This is a genomic window from Bacillus sp. FSL R12-0074 (assembly GCF_038005725.1).
In the GTDB taxonomy this organism is placed as follows: Bacteria; Bacillota; Bacilli; order Bacillales; family Bacillaceae_G; genus Bacillus_A; species Bacillus_A mycoides.
The window spans coordinates 2,096,495-2,111,746 of record NZ_JBBOTR010000001.1; the positions used below are offsets into that span (position 1 = coordinate 2,096,495).

Sequence of the window (15,252 nt, forward strand, 5' to 3'; positions counted from 1 at the left end):
TAGTTTATGACAAACACTGTATTTGAAATTGGTGGATTAACTTTTAAAGGTAATGTGGTAGATCATGAATGGTTTAATTACATCACTTTTAGCAACGGCAAACCTCATATTGTAGCAATTATGATTTTAAGTGAAATCGTTTATTGGTACAGACCTACGGTAATCCGTGATGAAGAAAGTGGAAAAGTAACATACAAGAAAAAATTCAAATCAGATAAATTGCAAAAGAGTTATCAACAATTAGCAGAAACATTCGGGTTTTCAAAATTACAGGTGAAAAGGGCATGTGATTTGTTAACGGAAATGACTCTTATCAAAGTTGAATTTCGAACTATCCATGTTGAAGGGAAAGTTTTAAATAATGTGATGTTTGTAGAACCGGTAGCAAATGAAATCAAACTGATCTCTAGTATGTATCAAAATACAGAAGTCCCTGGTTACTTTGAAGTAAAGAGCCCTATTACTCCAAAGTCATCACCCTCTTTACTTAAAAGTAAGGACTCTCCCGACTTAGAAGTAAAGACAAATACAGAGATTACTACAGAGAATACTACAAAGAATGTAAGTAGTAGTAATATCTTCTCATTCTATGAAAATAATTTTGGGATTTTAAATCCATTCGTAGCTGATAGTATTACCCAATGGGCAAACGATACAAGCGAAGAACTTGTACAAGCATCCATGGAACGTGCATTGAAACAACAGAAAAAATGGAACTACGCTGAGGGAATTTTAAAACAGTGGGTTAATAAAAACATTCGTACATTAGCAGATGTACATGCGTCAGAAACCGAGTTTAAAAACAAAGGTAAAAAAGGAGATAAAAACAATGCAAGCAATCAAAAAGATAGTAGCTTCATCGACAAATACGACTTCAAGAAACACTAGTCAAAAATACGTATTGTCTCCTAATAGATGTAAGAATGTCTTTTTAGTAGGGAAAGAAAAATTTAAAGACGTTTGCAGTAAACGCATGTTGATAGATATAGAAACAAATGAGGAATTTTGTCCTCAATGTAGATCGATAGAAAAAGAAGATCAGAAATTAGCTATAGAAACACTAGCTATAAAAAAGAAAAATGAAATCATTCATTTATATGATTCATTCGCTGATAACAGCTTAATAAATGACAAACTCAAAAAAGCCACATTTGAAAATTATGTACCACCTAAAAAGGAATTGGCTAATGCGAAAGAAACGATTATGAATTTTGTTACTTCATTCAATAAAGAAGAACCAACAAGCATGATTATAACGGGTGATTACGGAGTAGGAAAAAGTCATTTGTGTGTGGCAGCCACTAAAGAACTTATGAAAAAGGGTCACAGTGCAATGTTTATTCAAATGAATAAGCTATTTACCAAAATCAAATCCACTTGGAATAAAAACAGTGAAATGACAGAGGACAAGCTTATGTCCCTTCTAGCAAAAGTTGATGTCTTGATTATCGATGATTTTGGAGCGGAATTCACGGAGAAGGATAAAGAAGGTGTCACTTGGAAGCAAACGAAGACAAACGAAATCGTAGATAGTCGTATAGTTAAAAGCACTTTATTTACTACTAATTTTACGATTGGTGAATTAGCAGGAATGTATGGAGAACGTGATTTTAGTCGGATGATGGAAAATGCCGAAATGTTAGAAATGCATGGGGATAATTATAGATTACGCAATTTTAAAAAGGGGGATTAATGATGAAAAAAATACAGGTATTGCAAGAAAAGTGGACGAGCGAATGTTTTTAAGTAAGCAAGGGGCAAGTGAGTTATTAGAACTCATTAAAAGGAGTGGAAAGGTGCATGCTTAAACAGCTAAATATTTTCGAGGTAGAACCAGAAATTATTAAATTTGATGTCTCAAAAGCTAATGTAAAAAAGGGGTCTGGAAGAGTTGTATATACAGATATACGTGTCCAGATACCTAGAAACGCAAAATGTACGGACGAGCTTCCGCGTACTACAAATCCAGACGATCGTTATGAAACGTTTGAACAGTACGCAATGGCAATTTGGAGGTTTCAACGTGCAATTGATAAGCTGTTTAATTGGGAATCTGCTGAAGAATTATGCAAGGCTGCACGTGATAAAAAAGAAGCCATTCCAGTGAGGGTTTATTTAGGTAGTGGATTTAATCCAAATGTTGTTGAGTATATGAAATAGAAAAAGGAGAACAGATAAAAATGAAAGCTGAAATTGATGTAACAAAAAATCAAATTTTTGTGGTGAATGAGGGTGTAGTTACTTCTTATGAACAACCTAAGACTGGATATGGAGAACAAATGGTGATTTGGGTTAATGGAAAAGCAATTCATGTAAAAACAACATACATTGAGAAGCTTAAGTGATTTTTATGAACGTTCGGATAATAAAACCGAATTTGAATTTTGTAGAACAGCAGAATGAGGAAAGATGATTAGAGTATTAGCGAAACCCAACTCTAATCATTTCTTCATCTTTTATTTCAATTACGAATCTATATTCTTTATCTAATAGCCAGTAATAAAAACTGACTGCATCAACGTCAACAAGTGATTGGAATACTTTATCAAGATTTGTACTTACTACAGGGATTTCATAGTTATCCCATAATATAAAAATCTGTTCATCAAAATCTAGTTGGTTTGCTCTAATAAGGTAAATTAGTTGTTCTTTGTTTGAAGCTATTAATTGATTGTCTATCTGTTCCCAATCTATTTTTCCAGAGACGGTTATAGGAAATAAATTAATTAAATTACTAGTAATCTGCTGGCTTTTCTCCTGAGAGAAGATTAGAGTTTTGTCTCCTAAGGATTCAAGACATTCAGTAAACAAAGGGTTTGTATCATTTCTGTTTTTTGTTTTCAATGCCTTTAACTTTTGTTGCATTTTCCATTGCCTTGAGGATTTAACATTCATTTTTAACATTCCTTATACAATTATTTAAGAATGAGTATAGCATATAAGGGCAGTCCTTATGAAAATGAATTTTTAAAATATAAATTATACAAAAGCGTTATTTGAATAGAAAAGGGGAACTAAAAGTGGATAAATTCGATTTGTTTAGGATCGTTGAAGAACATATTGAAGAAATAGCGAGGGAATGCAACGTTTCTGAAGAGTTCGTTATAAAAGAATGGATTTCGTCTATAAAAGAATGAAGAAAGATTTTCAACAAAATAGTTATTTGAATGGAAAATAATAAAGCCCTAGCAAGGGAAGCTAGGGCAGGGGATAGGGTATCAAGAATTTTCGGGTCAATAACGAATGACTTCTTCGAATGAATTTAGTGTAACACACAAACTTGTATACATCTGTTACAAAATCATGAACAAAGGAGAATGAGAGATGGCAAAGTGTTGTGATCGTTGTAAAGCAGCTATTAATCCTAAAGAAACATGCACAGTTACATTTGAATTTAAATTTCGTGAACGTGTAAAAAGTTATTTACTATCGGTTCAACGTAGAATGAACGGGCAAAGTGAATACGATGATATAACTGCGACTGGGAAAATCGATATGTGTGCAAATTGTAGAGAATCTTTAAAGGATTTCTTAAATGGAGCAGATGTAGCTAAATCTTAATTTTTAACAAAAGCGCTATTTGAAAGAAAGGGAGAATGGAAATGGACTTAAGAAAGGCATATGAAACGATAATTTAGATTAGTTAGAATCATCAAATGAAATGCTGACACAAGTTTAGTTATACCAGTACTATACCGATGTAGTTAAACTTGTGTCAGTCAATAATACCTGCCGGCTATTTATCACTGGTCTAAGGAAGAACGAATGTTTTTTGCTTAGTGATATCTGATGTGAAGACAGCCGTTACATTTGAGTTTTTTAAATGTATAGCTATGTCTTTACCAAGCAAATCTTTTACTTTCTCAAATTGCTTATCAGTAATAGGTGTTCTCCGGGTGTAATGATAATAAATTGCTTCATTAGGAAGCACAGACTTCCTGTTGGCATTTTGGATTTTTTTTATGCCGTCACGACTATCAAGGAAAGAGATTTTAAAATCATCATTTGAGTTGACTACACTTTGGATCGACTCTTTAAGTTTTTTCTGAAACTCGGTAAACCCTGGGTTTGTTGTGTTACTTAACCCTATAGCGTATGTATAGTAATGGCCCCAGTGCATACCGATATTAGCAACACCATTTTTGAAAAAGACTGGGTAATTTTTAACAAATGAGATTTTACTATTTTCACACACAAGAACCAAAAATCGATTTTCTTCTTTGTTAGAAAAGAAGATTTTAATTCTATGATTTTTAAAGTCAAATGCAATTTCTAGTATTTTATCAGGATTTATAGAGTTCAATATTTCATATTCTTCTTGAAATTTCATTAAAATGCACCTCCTAACTCTGTCAATTTTCGACATTTAGGAATGTAAGTCCTGCATAATTTGTAGAGATAGGTTGAAGATTAAACAAAAACGCTATTTGGTTTAATCTCCGAAAATTAGGAACACATTTTGCAATGTGCTCCTAATCAGAAAGGTGTTATGTGTAAATATGTACTAGATTTTAGGTGAATTGCTTTTTTTATGGTGATCTTTTTCTTCAATATCAGTTTCAGGCATTCCATATAATCCGTTCATAGCCTGTTCATCTAAATCAAGACCAAGCACATTATTATTTGTCACATCATTTTTTTCTTTTTTAGAGTTATTCATATATATCACCTCCTATTTTTAGGGTGTCTAAAAGTGATATAAACATTCAAGGTTTATTTCATGATAAAAACTTCATTTTGCACAACAAAGCGGTCAGCTTAACTAGCTAACCACTTGTTGTACAAAAAAAACTAGGCCCTACAAGTTAGTATGTGTAACTTTAAGTTACAGTTATAGTGTAAACCAGATTGGAAATGTTATGCGGGAGTGAAAGCAATAAAAATTTCATTTTGTAGAAATAAGGAAACTAAAAAAGAGCACCATGCATAAGTGCTCTTTAAGATAGGAGGTAACACTTTGAACTGGGTCTAGGTTAGAAGTATATGGTGTAAAAAAAGAAATAAGAACAAAACTTTATTATTAGTTCAATATAAAAGAGCAGCTAGCAAAAGCTAACTGCTCAGCCCTCAGAGAAAGGGAAAAAGAAAATTACAGAGGTCACTGTGAATTCAAGCTGTATCAGCCCATTTATAGTATTGGACAGAATTTAGAATTTTATTCGGACAAACTCAAAAAGAACAGCTAGCAAAAGCTAACTGCTCATTCTTGAAGAAGATCTAACTGGTTACAGCACATTAAAGATGGGTTATCTATAGTATGGACGGAATATTGAGTTTTATTCAGGGCTGGTTCCAAAAAAGTGACATACCGCCAAAATATAAAATTATTAAAAGGACAATTACTATGAAAGCAATTAAAGAAACTTTCTTCCATAAATTTTTCATCAGTATACCTCCTTTATGAAGAATATTAACATTCTTTCAGAATCTGAACAAAATAATCCTTTGAATAGAAAGTGAGGTTAAGAGAAATGTCTAAATTAAAGAAAAAGAAAACCAGAAAAGCTATTGCTCGACGTGCGAAATCCTTTGAGAAATATAGAGTTAAAAGTACTTGGAGAAACATTTTTGTACAAGCTGGTATTTTAAAGTGAAAAGAAACTGAATATAGTCCGGCTAGAAAACTAGAGGACACCAATTTTTAGAGCAGCAATAAAGCTGTTTTAAGGAATGGTGTCCTCTTTATTTTTGAAAGGGGATGTGGAGAATGAAGGCATTAAAAGAACAATTACGTGAATGGAAAAAGCATTCAAAACAAGCAAAGAAGAAAAATAAGACAAAACGAAAAGAGAAATTTAGCACTCGTGAGATTGAAGACTTAATGGGGATGCATAGACCTTGTTACGAACGAAGACATGGAGCGATAAGACAAAAGTAATAAAAAATAAAAAGGAGTGGTCTTGAATGACTAAACAATTATCTTTCTTACCAAAAATCGATAGGACGGCAACACAAGAGGAATTAGAAGGTGTGCTGGAAAGCGTACGTATACATAGGCAATTTGGGATGATGCGTAAAGAAATGAAAGTCACTCCTTCTTATGAAATGCGTGAGCACGGTCCTACACATGTAGTTGGAAAGCCGTTAGAAGATGTTGCTATAGCAAATATTCAACAAAGTAAACGAGAAGAATGGCTTGAAAGGATGTCATTACGTATTGATCAGTTTCTAAATAGATTAGGAAACGGACGTGCAGGAAGTATTCAAAGGGATATTATTTGTAAACGTTATTTAGAAGAAGAGGATATGTGTGATTACATGGTTTATAACGAAATCGGAATGTCAGAGCGTACCTATCGACGTTGGAAGTCTAAATCGTTTTATAAACTTGCTTTTGCACTTGGATTAGAAGTTTACGAGACAGAAGAGACTGGAGGTAATGAATAATGAACTTTGTTCAGCCGATACGTGATCCAGAAGAAATACAGCAGCTAAAAGAGTATTTTAAGGAAAAGAGTTTACGTAATTATATTTTATTCATTATGGGAATCAATACAGGTCTGAGAATCTCTGATATTTTAAAATTGAAGGTAGGGGATGTCAAAGGGAGTCATATCTCTATGAGGGAAAAGAAAACAGGGAAACAAAAACGTATTCAAATTACTGCAGCATTAAAAAGAGAACTTAAATGGTTTATTGAAGAAAGAGAAGACAATGAGTATCTATTACAAAGTAGGCAAGGGAAGAATCGTCCTATCGGTCGTAGCATGGCATATAAGATATTAAGTATAGCCGCAGCAGAATTCGGATTAGATGAAATTGGTACACATACCTTGAGAAAGACATATGGCTATCATATGTACATGCAAACGAAGAACATAGCATTACTTATGGAGATATTCAATCACTCATCTGAGAAGGTCACACTACGTTATATAGGTGTAAACCAAGATGCGATGGATAAAGCAATGACTAGGTTTAAAATCTAATCATTGTTTTTTCTTTTTTTATTTATACAGTTACTCATAATTTTTGTACTGTGTAACTCAAAAGAGAAAGTATTATGAATTCAATGATAGCAAGGGATTCAGCGGAGGGATCAGTTACACACAATATAAGATATGAGTAACTCGAAGGGAATATTCTAACTCTTATATTTTAATGATAGAATATTAGATAAAAGGGGGGGTTAACCAATGGGAAAGAAAAAAAGATATATAAAGAGGATTGCAGTAGAAAAAAGAAAAGAAAAGGATCGAGTTGAAGTAGAAGAGGTTGTAAAGATGATTTCCAACCAAAACTTATACTCGTCTGAAATAACTGGAATTTTATCGGATGCACAAAAATTATGGCATGAGCAAACGAAACCAATGTATGAGATGCAACGTGCATGGCATGAGAAAATGAGCCCAATGGTAGAAATCCAAAACGCAATACGTGAGAAAATTCAACCGGTCTTAGATGCACAGAAGGCATGGCATGAGAAAATGAGCCCAATTATAGAAATCCAAAACGCAATGCGTGAGAAAATTCAACCGGTTTTAGATGCACAAAAGGCATGGTATGAGAAAATGAGCCCAATTATAGAAATCCAAAACGCAATGCGCGAGAAAATTCAACCAATAATGGAGATTTATAACAAAATTGATTGGGATTTATTACGTGAAGCAGTAGCAGAAGAAATAAAAGAGTTAGAGGGTATATTAGTAGAGCAAGAAGAGATTTATTGGTGTTTAGATATAGGTACTGCGACTGCTATAGTAAATGGAGAGATAGAAAAAGATGACTTGTCAGAATATATGGATGAAAATCTTGAATCAAATATAACAAAGATAGTTCAAGATCCTATATATGAACTTCATGCAACTTTAATCCAAGAAACTTATGAAGCATATAAAGCTGGATTCTATAAATTGTGTGCAATGCCGCTTTTTGCAGCGTTTGAACATGTTGTTAAATTATGGTGTTTTGGATATATAAAACAGGATAATATAGTTGTTAATCATAAACCGAATAGATATGGGATGAAAAAACAGATGAATCCTGAAAATTATAGCCATGTAGAAAAAGAGAATTTAAATAAAATTTTTGCGCTATCTGTATTTCGAATGTATGAAAAAATATTTGCTGATATACCAGAGCAATTGGGGCAAGAACTAAATCGTAATGCGATAGCACATGGCTATTATGATTACAATTCGCTATCTAAGATAGATATTCAAAAATTATTCCAATTGCTTAAGGCTACTTTGATATTAAAATCATTTGAACCAAATAAAGTGGCAGAGTCGTGACCGATTTTTGGCAGCAAATGTGCCGGTTGTTTTGGGTTCAGCGTGATATATTTGTATTGTGAGAAGTGGCGGAAAACACAACTCACTATGTTGTTCTTAAATTTCTAAACGGTTCGTAATGACGGCACATAAAATCCGAAACCAGCAGATGGTAATGATTGAATGCTACCGTTATTAAGGAGAGCTTTTGCTCTTCTTCCAGTTACTTAATATTGTTGGAGCGGATGAATGTAACGGTATTAAGTGATTGGAAGAAGAGTAAAAATTCATTTACCGTATTTATAGTAATAACATAAGAAATTGACGAAAGGGCAACTGATGCATGGTTACTTTTTTGTAAATTTATGTCGAAACTCTTCTTACGTATAACTCTTTGTTGGAGCGAATGCTTGTGTTAGGCTTGTATTATAAGTAACTTCGTAGGAGAGTGATGAAAAGTGAATTTTGATGAACAAATTGTAGAAAAAAAGCAAAAAAAGCAACAACTATTAGATACAATGGAAATAAAAAAAGAAATATTTCTTGAGAAAGTAATAGAATTTACAACTAGATGGTTTGAAGAAGAAACTTTATCTACAATAAAGAATAATCCCGAAAAAATAATTGGACTAGGGAAAGATAAAGCTAGGGAATTAAAAGGAAAATTGAAAGAACTTAAAGAGCGAAGTTCTAAATTAGTTCAGCAATATATGGAGAAAGAGTATCTTTGGTGGCATACAAATGAAGATAGAGAATCGTATTATAAAAGTCATAGATTGATAGACAAACACGAAAAGCAAATAAAATTAATGTTCGGTGAGTTAGGAAAAATTTTAATCCAATATGGAATAGTAAATGCTGGTTCGGAATTTGATAGAAAACATTCTAGTAGTTGGATTTATGTAGACCACAACTTTAAAACAGTGCAGTATGGATATGGTCTTGTCTTCCCGGAAGAACTTTTTGGTATAACCAATGAGTATAGAGAATTAATAATGGAGGCTCAAGATATTAATCAGGATATTCAAGAATTAGAAGAAAAGAAAAAAGAAGACAATGTTGAAGAATGGTGGGCATCACTTTAATTATTAAAAATATATTTTATTTAAGTCACACTCAAACGAGTTGTGGCTTTTTATTGTGGACAAAATTACAAGGTGGTAATGAAATGTATTATTGTCTGAGCTTTTTTGGTGGGTTCATACTTTGCTTAGTTATTATGATTCAATTCATTAAAGCAAAAGAAGTAAAGGAAATGACTGTTGCTGATAAGGTGCAACTAAAACAAATGAAACGTTTGAAGTCGATAAGAGAAAGTAAGGAGTGAGGATGGATGATTGTAGAAATTAGAAAGACTGTATCTGGTACAGAGTATTGGGATACAGAAGAAAAGAAAAGTCTATTTGTTCCTACAGGTGAAGAACCAGGGTTCGAAGTAACTGTTAATCCTGAGAGTATGATTGCTGATAAAGAATTAGCAACAGGAGGATATTTCACTGGAAACAATGAGGGACAAGTAATTGGCGAATCAGGTACTGAACTTATCTTGAGTAACAAGACAGTAAAAGAGTTACGTGAGTATGCTGATGAGTTAGGTATTGAGATTCCAGCTGATGTTAAAAAGAAAGAAGACATCATTGAATTGCTATCATGAAGTACTGTGACTTTAACGGCTGCCGTAACAAGATAAGCAAAGGGCGTTACTGTGAAGAACATAAGCGTAACAAACCAAGGAAGAAGAAAGATAAGAAGAACATCTATCATCACGAAAACAAACCTTTTTACAGAACAGATCAATGGAAGTATGTGAGGTCTCAAGTATATGAACGAGAGAAAGGATACTGTCAACGATGTGGAAGGTTCGTCTTTGGTCGGAGTGCTCATGTTCATCACATCATACCGATTAAAGAAGATGAAACACTTAAGTTAGAATTAAACAACTTAATGTTACTTTGTCCAAAATGTCATATCAAAGAAGAAAATGAAGATAAACCGAAAAAGGTTTTTCCGAGTTATTTTGGAAGCCCCCCTATCAAAAAATAAAATTTGTCCTCTGGGGAGGATAGGTAGCGTAGGGGGCATTTCTATCGTTAGACAACATTTTAAAAAATAAAGGGGGGTGTGAAATGTCTACAAAAAAAGAACGTCAAAAAATAGTTGCCGATAAGACAGAAGCTGAGAAAAATCGGATATTAAAAATCATGCGTGATGCAGATATTTACACCCTTACTTTAGATCCATTAATTGAATCATATTTAGATATTTTCGAAGTTTATATGACGATGTTTATCGAATGGAAAGAGAAAGGATTTCCGCCTACGCAGCGCCATACCAATAAAGCAGGAGCAACCAATAACTCAAAGCATCCATTGGCGCAGCAAGTAGAAACTTGGGCTGATAAAAAAACAAAAGCATTGGATTTATTGGGGCTTACTAATAAGGCTAAACCAGGTAAATATGTCACGGGTGGTTCCACTGTCGGGAAAAATGAAGAGGTAAAAAAACCTAAAGCGAAGGTTAGTGAATTAGATAAACATCGTGAAAAATGGAGAAAAATTACTAATTAATGTTATAATTTATGTAAAAATGAATAGGAGATACATAGATGGATAATGTTAATATTTCAGAATTAGTACAAATAATTTCTCCAATAGTAGGGATAGTTACTTCAATAGTGGCAGTTTTTATTTCTGTAGGTTCTTTAAGAGCAACTAGAAGTTCTATTGAAGAAGCGAACAGACCATATGTGGTTGTTTACAGGGATTATATACAAGTTTTATCTAATATCCATGAGTATCTAATTATAAAAAATTTTGGTAAAAGTGGAGCTACTATTGATTCTTTAACTTTTGAACCAAAATCAGTTAATTCAGTAACAGGTAAAGACTTTTTTGAGAATACTAGGAATACTTTTATAGCTCCAGGACAATCAATATCTACAGTAGTTTCAGCAAATGCTTTTGGCAAAGAAAACAATGGTATAGTTAAGGTTACAATAAAATATCATACAGAGAAAAAAGAGTATCAAGAGGTAATAACTTTAAATGACGAAGCACGCCGAGATATCGTATTTACAAAACAAAAAGCAAACAGTAGATCCATTGAAGAAGTTATGACAAATGCTACTGAAGAAGTTCTAAGAAGACGTCTTTAGACAGTTTAGGTCACACATTTGTGTGGCTTTTTATTATGCCTTGGAGGTGGTGTTTATGTGATTGAACGTGGCGTTAATTATGCAGATATTTATACGAAACAAGTAAGAAAGAATCCTAAAAAATATCCCGACACTATCAAAGCAATGGTAGATCGTTATTATAAATGGAAAAAGCGTAAAGATATTTGGTTCGATGTGGACCGTGCTAATGAAATGATGGATTGGGTTGAAACGTTTGTCCGTCATACTAAAGGTGATTTAGCTGGACAACCTTTTATCCTGGAAGATTGGGAGAAGTTTGCTTACTCCTGGATATATGGATGGGTTCATAAGAATGAAAAAGGACAAATTGTCCGAGTTACTCGTGAAGCTTACATTCAGGTTCCTAAGAAGAATGGTAAAACTTTAATCGGTGTTGGTGCTCTTGGTTATGCGATGTACGGTGAAGGCGTGCTTAGTGCCGATTGTTACTGTTGTGCGAGTGATTTTAACCAGGCTCAATATGCAGCAAAGCCATTTGCAGCAACAATTATGAACCATGATGTATTAATGGAGTGCTCACACATTTATAAAGGACCGAAAGGCACTATTTCCAGTGTGACTTATGACTACATTCGTGATGATTTAGCTTATCAGAATCAATTCATTGTAATGAGTAAAAACATTCAATCCATTGAGGGTTCCAATCCACACTTCATCCTAAACGATGAGCTCCATGCTCAAGAAAATATGGATCAGTACGATAACTTTAAATCAGCACAGGTTTCTCGTGCTGAGCCGATTATGTTTAATATATCAACGGCTGGTAAAGGTTCTTCATCTGTTGGTATGCGAGTATATCGTGAAGCAAAAGAAGTATTGAAACGTGATGATAATGACTCAAGTTTCGTCATGATATACGAACCTAACAAGAATTATGATTGGACAGACCGAAATGTTTGGGCAATGGTTAATCCGAACATTGGTGTATCTGTAACGATGAGTGCACTTGAAACGGAATTCATCTCAGCATCACGTTCAGCGCATAAAAAAGCCGAGTTTCTTTCTAAACATTTGAATGTATTCGTAAATGGAGCTGAGAACTTCTTTGAGCAAGGACAAGTTGAACATGTTCTTGTGGAAGAACTGGGCGATTTAACAGGTGAAACTTGCTACATCGGTTTAGACTTATCGAAAACAACCGATTTAACATGTGTGAGCCTGAATTTTCCTAACTCTGGTTATACCGAAGATGGAAAGTCAATTATAAAAGTTAAACAAATGTATTTTGTACCTAATGAAGATATTGAACATCGTGAAAAAGAAGATAACGTTCCATATACTGATATGGTTGAACGTGGTTTTGTTACTTTTTGTGATGGTAAGATGATAAATCAGGATCAAGTTATGGATTACATTGTGGAATGTATGAATTTATATGATGTACAACAAATAAATTACGATCCAGCGATGTCTCAAAAGTTAATTGAAAAACTTGAGAACCTTGGTTTGGAATGTATTTCTGTAGGTCAGTACCCTAACGTTATGAATGCAATGCTGGATGATTCGGAAATACTTATTTATGAAAAACGTATAATGACCGATAATCCTCTATTTGTTTATTGTGCTCTTAATGTTGTAGTTGTAACAAATATCAATGGAATGAAAGCGCCAAGTAAGCGACAGTCCAAAAAGAAGATTGATGGATTTGTTGCTTTTTTATGTGCTCATAAAGAAACGATGATGGTTATGGATAGCATCACTGAAGAAGGCATGGATGAATTGATTGGTGATATTTATCGATAAGAAGTGAAACAAAATAAAACAGCTTAGTCAGGAAACTAAGACTAAACTGTTTTATCACTTACTGTAATTATCAAAAGGATCTAATTGATGCTCTTGGGCTGTCACCATTACGAAAAGACTCACTAACTTCTTTTGAAGTAGTTATGTATAAATCCACAATTTCACTTGGTGATTTACCAGTTAAGTCTTGGTTCTGTAAGTAAAGCATTGTTAATGCTTGAACTTTATTACTTGGGAATGTATTTAAGTTAACATTATTAGCCATAATATCCACCTCCTTCTATTTAATTTTATCAGAAAGAGAGTGTAAGTTTAATAATTTTGTCTTGAAAGGCGGTGAGAAATTGGGTTTAAGGGATAGGTTTTCAAATTACTTATTTAAAAAGGCTGAAAAGCGTGGTTTTCTTGACGATGTATTAGGAAAAAGTATCCGTTATGGCGGTGTGTATGTTACAGATTCAAACATCTTGCAATCTAGCGATGTTTACGAGTTGCTACAAGATATTAGTAATCAAATGGTATTGGCTGATATTGTTGTGGAAGACGAATTTGGTAATGAAATTAAAGATGATATTGCACTTCGTATTTTAAAGAATCCGAATGATTATCTTACACAATCTGAATTCATTAAATTAATGACGAATACCTATTTACTCGAGGGGGAAACATTCCCGATATTAAATGGTACTCAAATACATTTAGCTTCAAATGTTTTTACAGAGTTAGATGATAATTTAGTAGAGCATTTTAATATTGGTGGTCACGAAATTCCACCTTTTATGATTCGTCATGTGAAAAATATTGGTGCCGATCATTTAAGAGGAAAAGGTCTTCTTGATTTGGGAAGAGATACACTTGAGGGGGTTATGTCAGCTGAGAAAACCTTAACTGACAAATATAAAAAGGGTGGGCTATTAGCATTCTTGTTAAATTTGGATGCTCATATCAACCCACAGAATGGTGCACAGTCAAAATTAATCAATGCAATTTTAGATCAGTTGGAATCTATTGATGATGCAAGGTCAGTTAAAATGATTCCTCTTGGAAAAGGGTACTCAATTGACACGCTTAAAAGCCCTCTAGACGATGAAAAGACCTTGGCATATCTAAATGTATATAAAAAGGACTTGGGTAAGTTTTTAGGTATAAATGTGGACACATACACAGAGCTAATCAAAGAAGATATTGAAAAAGCAATGATGTATATACACAACAAAGCAGTAAGACCAATAATGAAAAATTTCGAAGACCATTTGAGTCTTCTTTTTTATGGCCAGAATTCGGGAAAACGAATTAAATTCAAGATTAATATTCTTGATTTCGTCACTTATAGCAACAAGACAAATATCGGTTATAACCTTGTGCGTACAGCTATTACTTCACCTGATAATGTTGCCGATATGCTTGGATTCCCTAAACAAAATACAAAGGAATCACAATCTATATACATTTCAAATGACTTAACCGAAATTGGTAAGAAAGAGGCAAGCGATGGTTCATTGGGAGGAGGTGAAGAGAATGAAAATTGAGGTCAGAGGGAATCAAGTCATACTTGATGGTTATGTAAATGTTGTGGACAGAGAAAGTCGAATGTTGCCTTCACCGAGGGGATATTTCAAAGAGAGAATTGTCCCTAAGACGTTTGAAAAAGCGTTAAAGAAAGCAAAGAATGTGGACTTACTTTTTAACCACGATAAGAACAGAAATCTTGGCTCTATTGAAAACGGAAATCTGGAATTGTATGAAGACAATATTGGTTTAAGAGCCATTGCTACGGTTACAGATGAACAAGTGATTGAGAAAGCAAGGAATCAAGAATTACGTGGCTGGTCATTTGGTTTTGTTTCTGAAAAAGATTCATGGGAAGAAGGTGAATCTGGTGTTCAAAAACGATCTATCGAAGAATTAGAACTCTTAGAAGTTTCTATTTTAGATATGACACCAGCATATGTTGCCACTTCAATTGAAACCAGGGGCGAAAATACAGCCATGATTGAAATGAGAAGTGAAGAAGCAGCCGTAAAAACAGTTGTGGAAGATGATACAGAAGAAAGAAACAACATTATTAAACAAATAAAAAAAGTCTTGGGGGAAAATTAA

Annotated in this window: 23 protein-coding genes; 19 read left to right on the top strand and 4 right to left on the bottom strand. The window is 33.6% G+C overall.

Translation table 11 applies throughout. From position 1 onward, the window contains the following. The first annotated feature begins 6 nt into the window (after nt 1–6). The 4 genes from NSS97_RS10985 (at nt 7) to NSS97_RS11000 (ending at nt 2,345) form a co-directional block, all read left to right on the top strand. The gene (locus tag NSS97_RS10985; RefSeq protein ID WP_000185909.1) at nt 7–888 is read left to right on the top strand and encodes a DnaD domain-containing protein; all 882 of its coding nucleotides are present in this window, start codon (nt 7–9) and stop codon (nt 886–888) included. Then, the gene (locus NSS97_RS10990; protein ID WP_341112459.1) at nt 830–1,693 is read left to right on the top strand and encodes an ATP-binding protein; all 864 of its coding nucleotides are present in this window, start codon (nt 830–832) and stop codon (nt 1,691–1,693) included. Before NSS97_RS10985 ends, NSS97_RS10990 begins: the two co-directional genes overlap by 59 nt. 107 nt (nt 1,694–1,800) lie before the next feature. Further along, nucleotides 1,801–2,160, top strand: coding sequence for a cell division protein SepF (locus NSS97_RS10995; RefSeq protein WP_341112461.1), 360 nt, complete (start codon nt 1,801–1,803; stop codon nt 2,158–2,160). Between the two features lie 20 nt (nt 2,161–2,180). Further along, nucleotides 2,181–2,345, top strand: coding sequence for a DUF3954 domain-containing protein (locus tag NSS97_RS11000; RefSeq protein ID WP_000642661.1), 165 nt, complete (start codon nt 2,181–2,183; stop codon nt 2,343–2,345). Between the two features lie 76 nt (nt 2,346–2,421). On the opposite strand, the gene NSS97_RS11005 is transcribed toward NSS97_RS11000, so the two are convergent. Next, on the bottom strand, nt 2,422–2,895 hold the full coding sequence (locus NSS97_RS11005) for a CDI toxin immunity protein (protein ID WP_341112463.1): 474 nt from the start codon (nt 2,893–2,895) through the stop codon (nt 2,422–2,424). Nucleotides 2,896–3,324: 429 nt separating this feature from the next. Between NSS97_RS11005 and NSS97_RS11010 the strand changes: the two genes are divergently transcribed. Continuing rightward, on the top strand, nt 3,325–3,561 hold the full coding sequence (locus NSS97_RS11010; protein WP_341112464.1) for a hypothetical protein: 237 nt from the start codon (nt 3,325–3,327) through the stop codon (nt 3,559–3,561). A gap of 190 nt (nt 3,562–3,751) precedes the next feature. Here the strand turns inward: NSS97_RS11010 and NSS97_RS11015 are convergent, their stop codons facing one another. Both NSS97_RS11015 and NSS97_RS11020 read right to left on the bottom strand, forming a co-directional pair. Next, on the bottom strand, nt 3,752–4,330 hold the full coding sequence (locus NSS97_RS11015) for a hypothetical protein (protein WP_341112465.1): 579 nt from the start codon (nt 4,328–4,330) through the stop codon (nt 3,752–3,754). A gap of 174 nt (nt 4,331–4,504) precedes the next feature. Then, nucleotides 4,505–4,660 carry a DUF4021 domain-containing protein gene (locus NSS97_RS11020; RefSeq protein WP_341112466.1) on the bottom strand — a complete coding sequence of 52 codons (156 nt, stop codon included), beginning with the start codon at nt 4,658–4,660 and terminating at the stop codon, nt 4,505–4,507. Between the two features lie 811 nt (nt 4,661–5,471). On the opposite strand from NSS97_RS11020, the gene NSS97_RS11025 reads away from it, so the two are divergent. From NSS97_RS11025 to NSS97_RS11080, 12 genes are all read left to right on the top strand, one after another. Then, entirely contained in the window at nt 5,472–5,594 is a 123-nt protein-coding gene (locus tag NSS97_RS11025; protein ID WP_341112467.1) for a DUF3983 domain-containing protein, read from the top strand. Nucleotides 5,595–5,707: 113 nt separating this feature from the next. Beyond that, on the top strand, nt 5,708–5,878 hold the full coding sequence (locus tag NSS97_RS11030; RefSeq protein WP_341112469.1) for a hypothetical protein: 171 nt from the start codon (nt 5,708–5,710) through the stop codon (nt 5,876–5,878). Between the two features lie 26 nt (nt 5,879–5,904). Beyond that, on the top strand, nt 5,905–6,387 hold the full coding sequence (locus NSS97_RS11035) for an ArpU family phage packaging/lysis transcriptional regulator (RefSeq protein ID WP_341112471.1): 483 nt from the start codon (nt 5,905–5,907) through the stop codon (nt 6,385–6,387). Next, nucleotides 6,387–6,929: a site-specific integrase gene (locus tag NSS97_RS11040; protein WP_060749527.1), complete on the top strand. Its 543-nt coding sequence runs from the start codon at nt 6,387–6,389 to the stop codon at nt 6,927–6,929. The genes NSS97_RS11035 and NSS97_RS11040 overlap by 1 nt, the downstream gene beginning before the upstream one ends. Nucleotides 6,930–7,136: 207 nt before the next feature. Further along, the gene (locus NSS97_RS11045; protein WP_341112474.1) at nt 7,137–8,234 is read left to right on the top strand and encodes a hypothetical protein; all 1,098 of its coding nucleotides are present in this window, start codon (nt 7,137–7,139) and stop codon (nt 8,232–8,234) included. Between the two features lie 437 nt (nt 8,235–8,671). Further along, on the top strand, nt 8,672–9,298 hold the full coding sequence (locus tag NSS97_RS11050; RefSeq protein ID WP_341112476.1) for a hypothetical protein: 627 nt from the start codon (nt 8,672–8,674) through the stop codon (nt 9,296–9,298). An 83-nt stretch (nt 9,299–9,381) separates the two neighbouring features. Further along, the gene (locus NSS97_RS11055) at nt 9,382–9,540 is read left to right on the top strand and encodes a hypothetical protein (RefSeq protein WP_162617267.1); all 159 of its coding nucleotides are present in this window, start codon (nt 9,382–9,384) and stop codon (nt 9,538–9,540) included. A gap of 6 nt (nt 9,541–9,546) precedes the next feature. Beyond that, a complete protein-coding gene (locus tag NSS97_RS11060) occupies nt 9,547–9,867 on the top strand; it encodes a Rho termination factor N-terminal domain-containing protein (RefSeq protein ID WP_341112481.1) in 321 nt (106 codons plus the stop codon). Further along, the gene (locus tag NSS97_RS11065; RefSeq protein ID WP_341112482.1) at nt 9,864–10,256 is read left to right on the top strand and encodes an HNH endonuclease; all 393 of its coding nucleotides are present in this window, start codon (nt 9,864–9,866) and stop codon (nt 10,254–10,256) included. Before NSS97_RS11060 ends, NSS97_RS11065 begins: the two co-directional genes overlap by 4 nt. 83 nt (nt 10,257–10,339) lie before the next feature. Next, nucleotides 10,340–10,780 carry a P27 family phage terminase small subunit gene (locus NSS97_RS11070; protein WP_097998818.1) on the top strand — a complete coding sequence of 147 codons (441 nt, stop codon included), beginning with the start codon at nt 10,340–10,342 and terminating at the stop codon, nt 10,778–10,780. Between the two features lie 38 nt (nt 10,781–10,818). Next, a complete protein-coding gene (locus tag NSS97_RS11075; protein WP_341112486.1) occupies nt 10,819–11,367 on the top strand; it encodes a hypothetical protein in 549 nt (182 codons plus the stop codon). Nucleotides 11,368–11,424: 57 nt separating this feature from the next. Further along, nucleotides 11,425–13,152, top strand: a complete 1,728-nt coding sequence (locus NSS97_RS11080) for a terminase large subunit (protein ID WP_341112487.1) — start codon at nt 11,425–11,427, stop codon at nt 13,150–13,152. Between the two features lie 70 nt (nt 13,153–13,222). Here NSS97_RS11080 and NSS97_RS11085 read toward each other — a convergent pair whose 3' ends face one another. Beyond that, a complete protein-coding gene (locus NSS97_RS11085; protein WP_341112488.1) occupies nt 13,223–13,417 on the bottom strand; it encodes a hypothetical protein in 195 nt (64 codons plus the stop codon). Nucleotides 13,418–13,496: 79 nt separating this feature from the next. Here NSS97_RS11085 and NSS97_RS11090 point away from each other — a divergent pair, with 79 nt between their 5' ends. Together NSS97_RS11090 and NSS97_RS11095 are read left to right on the top strand one after the other, a co-directional pair. Beyond that, nucleotides 13,497–14,681 (top strand): phage portal protein, encoded by a 1,185-nt coding sequence (locus NSS97_RS11090; protein ID WP_341112490.1) that lies wholly within the window; start codon nt 13,497–13,499, stop codon nt 14,679–14,681. After that, nucleotides 14,671–15,252 (top strand): HK97 family phage prohead protease, encoded by a 582-nt coding sequence (locus tag NSS97_RS11095; RefSeq protein WP_341112491.1) that lies wholly within the window; start codon nt 14,671–14,673, stop codon nt 15,250–15,252. The genes NSS97_RS11090 and NSS97_RS11095 overlap by 11 nt, the downstream gene beginning before the upstream one ends.

What these genes read in the sequence shown, in the direction of transcription:
- NSS97_RS10985 (WP_000185909.1), top strand. Translation starts at nt 7, where the DNA reads ATGACAAACACTGTATTTGAAATTGGTGGATTAACTTTTAAAGGTAAT.
- NSS97_RS10990 (WP_341112459.1), top strand. Translation starts at nt 830, where the DNA reads ATGCAAGCAATCAAAAAGATAGTAGCTTCATCGACAAATACGACTTCA.
- NSS97_RS10995 (WP_341112461.1), top strand. Translation starts at nt 1,801, where the DNA reads ATGCTTAAACAGCTAAATATTTTCGAGGTAGAACCAGAAATTATTAAA.
- NSS97_RS11000 (WP_000642661.1), top strand. Translation starts at nt 2,181, where the DNA reads ATGAAAGCTGAAATTGATGTAACAAAAAATCAAATTTTTGTGGTGAAT.
- NSS97_RS11005 (WP_341112463.1), bottom strand. Translation starts at nt 2,895, where the DNA reads ATGAATGTTAAATCCTCAAGGCAATGGAAAATGCAACAAAAGTTAAAG.
- NSS97_RS11010 (WP_341112464.1), top strand. Translation starts at nt 3,325, where the DNA reads ATGGCAAAGTGTTGTGATCGTTGTAAAGCAGCTATTAATCCTAAAGAA.
- NSS97_RS11015 (WP_341112465.1), bottom strand. Translation starts at nt 4,330, where the DNA reads ATGAAATTTCAAGAAGAATATGAAATATTGAACTCTATAAATCCTGAT.
- NSS97_RS11020 (WP_341112466.1), bottom strand. Translation starts at nt 4,660, where the DNA reads ATGAATAACTCTAAAAAAGAAAAAAATGATGTGACAAATAATAATGTG.
- NSS97_RS11025 (WP_341112467.1), top strand. Translation starts at nt 5,472, where the DNA reads ATGTCTAAATTAAAGAAAAAGAAAACCAGAAAAGCTATTGCTCGACGT.
- NSS97_RS11030 (WP_341112469.1), top strand. Translation starts at nt 5,708, where the DNA reads ATGAAGGCATTAAAAGAACAATTACGTGAATGGAAAAAGCATTCAAAA.
- NSS97_RS11035 (WP_341112471.1), top strand. Translation starts at nt 5,905, where the DNA reads ATGACTAAACAATTATCTTTCTTACCAAAAATCGATAGGACGGCAACA.
- NSS97_RS11040 (WP_060749527.1), top strand. Translation starts at nt 6,387, where the DNA reads ATGAACTTTGTTCAGCCGATACGTGATCCAGAAGAAATACAGCAGCTA.
- NSS97_RS11045 (WP_341112474.1), top strand. Translation starts at nt 7,137, where the DNA reads ATGGGAAAGAAAAAAAGATATATAAAGAGGATTGCAGTAGAAAAAAGA.
- NSS97_RS11055 (WP_162617267.1), top strand. Translation starts at nt 9,382, where the DNA reads ATGTATTATTGTCTGAGCTTTTTTGGTGGGTTCATACTTTGCTTAGTT.
- NSS97_RS11060 (WP_341112481.1), top strand. Translation starts at nt 9,547, where the DNA reads ATGATTGTAGAAATTAGAAAGACTGTATCTGGTACAGAGTATTGGGAT.
- NSS97_RS11065 (WP_341112482.1), top strand. Translation starts at nt 9,864, where the DNA reads ATGAAGTACTGTGACTTTAACGGCTGCCGTAACAAGATAAGCAAAGGG.
- NSS97_RS11070 (WP_097998818.1), top strand. Translation starts at nt 10,340, where the DNA reads ATGTCTACAAAAAAAGAACGTCAAAAAATAGTTGCCGATAAGACAGAA.
- NSS97_RS11075 (WP_341112486.1), top strand. Translation starts at nt 10,819, where the DNA reads ATGGATAATGTTAATATTTCAGAATTAGTACAAATAATTTCTCCAATA.
- NSS97_RS11085 (WP_341112488.1), bottom strand. Translation starts at nt 13,417, where the DNA reads ATGGCTAATAATGTTAACTTAAATACATTCCCAAGTAATAAAGTTCAA.
- NSS97_RS11095 (WP_341112491.1), top strand. Translation starts at nt 14,671, where the DNA reads ATGAAAATTGAGGTCAGAGGGAATCAAGTCATACTTGATGGTTATGTA.